This is a genomic window from Enterobacter cloacae complex sp. P13B (genome assembly GCF_014895915.1).
Lineage (GTDB): Bacteria > Pseudomonadota > Gammaproteobacteria > Enterobacterales > Enterobacteriaceae > Enterobacter > Enterobacter bugandensis.
The window spans coordinates 76,556-81,121 of the sequence record NZ_JADBQN010000019.1 but is presented as its reverse complement, the minus strand read 5'-3'; the positions used below and the strand labels follow the sequence as shown (position 1 = coordinate 81,121).

Below are 4,566 nucleotides of genomic sequence, written 5' to 3'. Positions count from 1 at the left end.
TCCCCGGACCGTACACCCACGGGGAGAGGGCTGGGTTAGTGAGCATTTACATTACAGCAGCAAACGCCTGCGCCACGCGCTGGACGTTGCCGGCATTCAGGCCCGCCACGCACATACGGCCGCTGGCGATCAGGTAGACGCCGAACTCGTCACGCAGGCGATCGACCTGTGCCGCGCTCAGTCCGGTATAGCTGAACATCCCGCGCTGCTTGAGCAGATAGTCGAAGTTATGCCCCGGCACCGCCTCTTTCAGCACGTTAACAAGTTCCTGACGCATCGACAGAATGCGCTTGCGCATCGCTTCCACTTCCGCAAGCCAGGTGGCTTTCAGCTGTTCGTCTCCCAGAACGGTCGCCACCACCTGCGCACCAAAGTTCGGCGGGCTGGAGTAAATACGGCGGACCGTCGCTTTCAGTTGGCCGAGAACGCGCCCCGCGGCTTCGGCGTCTTCACACACCACGGACAGACCGCCAACGCGCTCGCCGTAGAGAGAGAAGATTTTTGAGAAGGAGTTGCTGACCAGCGCTGGCAGCCCGGCGCTGGCAACGGCGCGGATGGCGTAAGCATCTTCTTCCATGCCCGCGCCAAAGCCCTGATAGGCGATGTCGAGGAACGGGATCAGGTTACGTGCCTTCAGCACCTCGATCACCGCATCCCACTGGGCATTGGTGAGGTCCGCACCCGTTGGGTTATGGCAGCATGGGTGCAGCAGCACGATGCTGCGCGCCGGCAGGGTGTTCAGTTTTTCCAGCAGCGCTTCGACGCGCACGCCATTGGTTTCGCTGTCGAACCACGGATAGGTCTCGACCTTAAAGCCCGCGCCTTCAAAGATGGCCACGTGGTTTTCCCACGTCGGGTCGCTGACCCACACGCCGGAATCCGGGAAATATTTTTTCAGGAAATCAGCGCCTACCTTCAGCGCACCCGAGCCGCCCAGCGTCTGGATAGTCGCCACGCGCTTTTGCGCGAGCACCGCGTGGTCCGCACCAAACAGCAGCGGCGCAATCGTATTACGGTAGGTGTTTAACCCTTCCATCGGCAAATAAAGCGAAGCACCGTGCGGGGTTGCGTTAAGACGTGCTTCGGCTTCGGCAACGGCTTTCAGTTGAGGAATGATGCCATCCTCGTTGTAATACAGACCGATGCTGAGGTTCACTTTATCGCTGCGAGGATCTTCTTTGAAACGCTCCATCAAGGAGAGAATAGGGTCGCCGGCGTAGGCGTCTACTTTCTGAAACACGCGATGTTCTCCGGATTATTATGAGGCAGGGTTTTCAACAATAAACCGGAAGCGGAATAAGATCGAGGGGATGTTAACAGAAGCGGGATGCATCGCATCCCGTTAAAGCTCAGTCGATGTATTTCATCGCCACCCGCGACGTCAGACGCGTAATAAGTTCGTAAGCACTCACTTTTGTAATCTCAGCAATGCGTTCAACGGGCAGACCTTCACCCCACATCACCGCATCGTCGCCCGCTTTATCCTGCGCGCCGGGCCCAAGATCCACGCAAATCATGTCCATCGCCACGCGGCCGACAATTTTCACTTCACGACCATTGACCAGCACCGGCGTGCCCGTTGGTGCCGCGCGCGGATAGCCGTCGCCGTAGCCCATCGCCACCACGCCAAGCCGCGTGTCGCGCTCGCTGGTCCAGGTACCGCCGTAACCCACCGGCTCGCCCGCTTTGTGCTCCCGCACGGCAATCAGCTTTGATACCAACGACATCACCGGCTTAAAGCCTAAGTCCGGCCCCCAGGGTTTATTCTCAAGCGGGGAAACGCCATACAGGATAATGCCCGGACGCGCCCAGTCGAAGTGGGACTGCGGCCACAGCAGAATGCCGCCGGATGCCGCAATGGAGCGCATTCCCGGCTTGCCTTCGCAGAAGGTGTTGAAGATATCAAGCTGCTGCTCGGTTGCGCCGCATTCGGGCTCATCGGCACGGGCAAAGTGGCTGACGATATTGACCGGCTGACGCACATTTTTGCACTGGCACAAACGCTGATAAAACGCCTCCGCGTTTTCCGGGCGCACGCCCAGCCTGTGCATGCCCGTATCGAGCTTCATCCAGACGGTGACCGGCTCGCTCAGTTCAGCCGTTTCCAGCGCGGCCAGTTGTTCTTCGTTGTGTACCGCCGTGTGCAGCTGCTGGTCTGCAATGGTCGGCAGATCCGAGGCTTCAAAAAAGCCTTCGAGGAGCAGAATCGGTTGCGTAATGCCGCCTGCGCGCAGGCGGAGAGCTTCTTCGAGACGGGCGACGCCAAAGGCGTCGGCATCGGGGAGCGTTCGCGCGGTCTCAAGAAGACCGTGTCCGTAAGCGTTCGCTTTCACGACTGCAACGAGCCTGCTGGCGGGCGCCAGTTCACGCAGACGTTGCAGGTTGTGTCGCAGAGCGCGGCGGTTAATCACAACAGTTGCCGCTTGCATTTGAATTCCTTAGAAATTACTCATCATCATATTGAGGACCGGCATAGTTGTCGAAACGCGACCACTGGCCGTTAAAGGTCAGACGTACCGTACCGATGGGGCCGTTACGTTGCTTACCAATAATAATTTCGGCGATCCCTTTCAGGTCGCTGTTCTCGTGATAGACCTCATCACGGTAGATGAACATGATTAAGTCGGCATCCTGCTCAATGGAGCCGGATTCACGCAGGTCGGAGTTGACCGGGCGTTTGTCTGCACGCTGTTCCAGGGAGCGGTTAAGCTGCGACAGCGCCACTACCGGCACGTGCAGCTCTTTAGCTAACGCCTTGAGCGAGCGGGAAATCTCTGCAATTTCCAGCGTACGGTTGTCGGAGAGCGACGGGACGCGCATCAGTTGAAGGTAGTCGATCATGATAAGGCCGATGCCGCCGTGTTCACGGGCGATGCGGCGCGCGCGGGAGCGCACTTCCGTCGGCGTCAGGCCGGAGGAGTCATCGATATAGATGTTCCGTTTTTCCAGCAAAATGCCCATGGTGCCGGAGATGCGCGCCCAGTCCTCATCGTCGAGCTGGCCGGTACGGATGCGGGTCTGATCCACGCGCGACAGGGATGCCAGAGAACGCATCATGATCTGCTCAGAGGGCATCTCAAGGCTGAAAATAAGTACGGGCTTATCTTGTAGCATCGCCGCATTTTCGACGAGGTTCATCGCAAATGTCGTTTTACCCATCGACGGACGCGCCGCGACGATAATTAAATCCGACGGCTGTAAACCGGCAGTTTTTTTGTTCAGATCGTCATAGCCGGTGTTCACCCCGGTCACACCGTCGTGCGGCTGCTGGAAAAGCTGCTCTATACGCGCAACGGTGGCGTCGAGCACGTCGGCGATGTTTTTCGGGCCTTCGTCTTTGTTGGCGCGGCTTTCGGCGATTTTGAAGACGCGGGACTCGGCAAGGTCGAGCAGGTCTTCGCTGGTGCGGCCCTGCGGGTCGAATCCGGCTTCGGCGATTTCGTTCGCTACCGAGATCATCTCGCGAACGACGGCACGTTCGCGCACGATGTCGGCGTAAGCGCTGATGTTCGCCGCACTTGGCGTGTTTTTTGACAGCTCTGCCAGGTAGGCAAAGCCGCCGACGCTGTCCAGCTGCCCCTGACGCTCCAGCGATTCCGCGAGCGTGATCAGGTCAATCGGGCTGCCGGACTCCTGCAGGCGCGCCATTTCGGTAAAGATATGGCGGTGCGGACGGGTGTAGAAATCTTCAGACACTACGCGCTCGGCGACGTCGTCCCAGCGTTCGTTATCCAGCATTAAACCGCCCAACACCGACTGTTCCGCTTCAATCGAGTGCGGCGGGACTTTTAACCCTGCGACCTGGAAATCACGCTCGCGAGGTTCAGTCTGTTTGTTGAAGGGTTTGTTTCCTGCCATAGTGAATGGAGTTACCGAGATAAAGAGTGGGTCGAAAGATTACCATATTTTTCTTACGGAGGGAGCATGGCAACGCGCATTGAGTTCCAGAAACACGGCGGTCCTGAAGTGCTGAAAGCAGTGGAGTTTACCCCCGCTGCGCCTGGCGAGAACGAAATTCAGGTGGAAAACAGAGCTATCGGCATTAACTACATTGATACCTATATTCGCGGCGGTCTCTACCCGCCTCCGTCAATGCCGAGCGGCCTGGGCACTGAAGCGGCCGGCATCGTCAGCAAAGTGGGCAGTGCGGTTAAGCACATCAAAGAAGGCGATCGTGTGGTGTATGCACAGTCTGCCCTGGGCGCCTATAGCTCCGTCCACAACGTCCCGGCGGACAAAGCCGCCCTGCTGCCTAACGCCATCTCCTTTGAGCAGGCGGCGGCCTCCTTCCTGAAAGGCTTAACCGTTTACTACCTGCTGCGTAAAACCTACGAGATTAAACCCGACGAGCAGTTCCTGTTTCATGCCGCGGCGGGCGGCGTCGGGCTCATCGCCTGCCAGTGGGCGAAAGCCTTAGGCGCGAAGCTGATCGGCACCACAGGCAATGCCCAAAAAGCGCAGCGCGCGCTGCAGGCGGGCGCCTGGCAGGTGATTAACTACCGTGAAGAGAGCATCGTCGAGCGGCTAAAAGAGATCACCGGCGGCAAAAAAGTACGCGTCGTGTAT

General features: G+C 58.4%; 4 protein-coding genes. 1 reads left to right on the top strand and 3 read right to left on the bottom strand.

What is annotated here, in order from left to right; translation table 11 throughout:
* Window positions 1-46: 46 nt before the first annotated feature.
* The 3 genes from tyrB to dnaB all read right to left on the bottom strand — a co-directional run bounded on the left by tyrB (window position 47) and on the right by dnaB (window position 3,858).
* Window positions 47-1,240 (bottom strand): aromatic amino acid transaminase, encoded by a 1,194-nt coding sequence (gene tyrB / locus IM273_RS10480; protein WP_045260940.1) that lies wholly within the window; start codon window positions 1,238-1,240, stop codon window positions 47-49.
* Between the two features lie 109 nt (window positions 1,241-1,349).
* Window positions 1,350-2,429 carry an alanine racemase gene (alr, locus tag IM273_RS10475; protein ID WP_028015170.1) on the bottom strand — a complete coding sequence of 360 codons (1,080 nt, stop codon included), beginning with the start codon at window positions 2,427-2,429 and terminating at the stop codon, window positions 1,350-1,352.
* A gap of 16 nt (window positions 2,430-2,445) precedes the next feature.
* Window positions 2,446-3,858, bottom strand: a complete 1,413-nt coding sequence (dnaB, locus tag IM273_RS10470; protein WP_008503375.1) for a replicative DNA helicase — start codon at window positions 3,856-3,858, stop codon at window positions 2,446-2,448.
* 66 nt (window positions 3,859-3,924) lie between these two features.
* On the opposite strand from dnaB, the gene IM273_RS10465 reads away from it, so the two are divergent.
* Window positions 3,925-4,566, top strand: a 642-nt coding sequence (locus IM273_RS10465) for an NADPH:quinone reductase (RefSeq protein WP_226857937.1), incomplete at its 3' end; no start/stop codon positions are given.

Coding starts and splice junctions, on each gene's coding strand:
- alr (WP_028015170.1), bottom strand. CDS start 2,429: ATGCAAGCGGCAACTGTTGTGATTAACCGCCGCGCTCTGCGACACAAC.
- dnaB (WP_008503375.1), bottom strand. CDS start 3,858: ATGGCAGGAAACAAACCCTTCAACAAACAGACTGAACCTCGCGAGCGT.